We start from the raw sequence: 867 nt of genomic DNA on the forward strand, positions 1-867 counted from the left end.
GCGGCGATGACCGCCAGCGAGGGCGCGAAGACGCGCCAGTCCAGGCGGTCATCGCCGATCTCTTGATGGGCCAATTGTGTTCCTCCTCGCGCGGTGAGATCACCGCGTCGTTGTCATTGATTGGAGTTTGTCTGGAAGATGCCGCGCCCGGCGACGGGCGCCGGGGGTCAGCCGCGCAGGATCCAGCGCGACGCCTTCTCCGCGATCATCAGCGTCGGCGCATTGGTGTTGCCGCTGGTGATCTCCGGCATGATGCTCGCGTCGACCACCCGCAACCCGCCGATCCCGCGCACCCGCAGACGCGTGTCGACCACCGCGTCCGGATCATCCTCCCGGCCCATCTTCGCGGTGCCGACCGGGTGGAAGATGGTGTTCGCGATGTCGCCGGCGAGCTTGGCCAGTTCCTCGTCGCTCTGGAACTGGACCCCGGGCTTCCACTCCTCGGGCCGGTACTTCGCGAGCGCCGGCTGCGCGAGGATCCGCCGCACCTGCCGGAGGCTCTCCGCCGCGATCGAGCGGTCCTCGTCGGTCGAGAGATAGCGCGGCGCGATTGCCGGGGCGTCGTCGAAACGGTTCGAGCGCAGCCGCACATTGCCCCGGCTCGTCGGGTTGAGGTTGCAGACGCTCGCGGTGATCGCCGGGAAGCGGTGCAGCCCCTCGCCGAAGGCGTCGAGGCTCAGTGGCTGGACATGGTATTCGAGGTTGGCATAGGGACGCGACGGATCGGAGCGGGTGAAGGCGCCAAGCTGACTCGGCGCCATGCTCATCGGCCCGGAGCGCCGGAGCGCGTATTCGAGCCCGATCCGCGCCTTGCCGATCAGGTTGCCGGCGAGGGCGTTGAGGGTGAGCGCGCCCGCGACCTTGTAG

The 867-nt window shown here is 68.9% G+C and carries 1 protein-coding gene; it reads right to left on the bottom strand.

Annotated features, from left to right (window positions below):
* Positions 1 to 167: 167 nt before the first annotated feature.
* On the bottom strand, positions 168 to 867 hold a 700-nt coding region (locus tag FJM51_RS23520; protein WP_233713257.1), incomplete at its 5' end, for a GMC family oxidoreductase.

Source organism: Amaricoccus solimangrovi (assembly GCF_006385685.1).
GTDB classification, from domain to species: Bacteria; Pseudomonadota; Alphaproteobacteria; order Rhodobacterales; family Rhodobacteraceae; genus Amaricoccus; species Amaricoccus solimangrovi.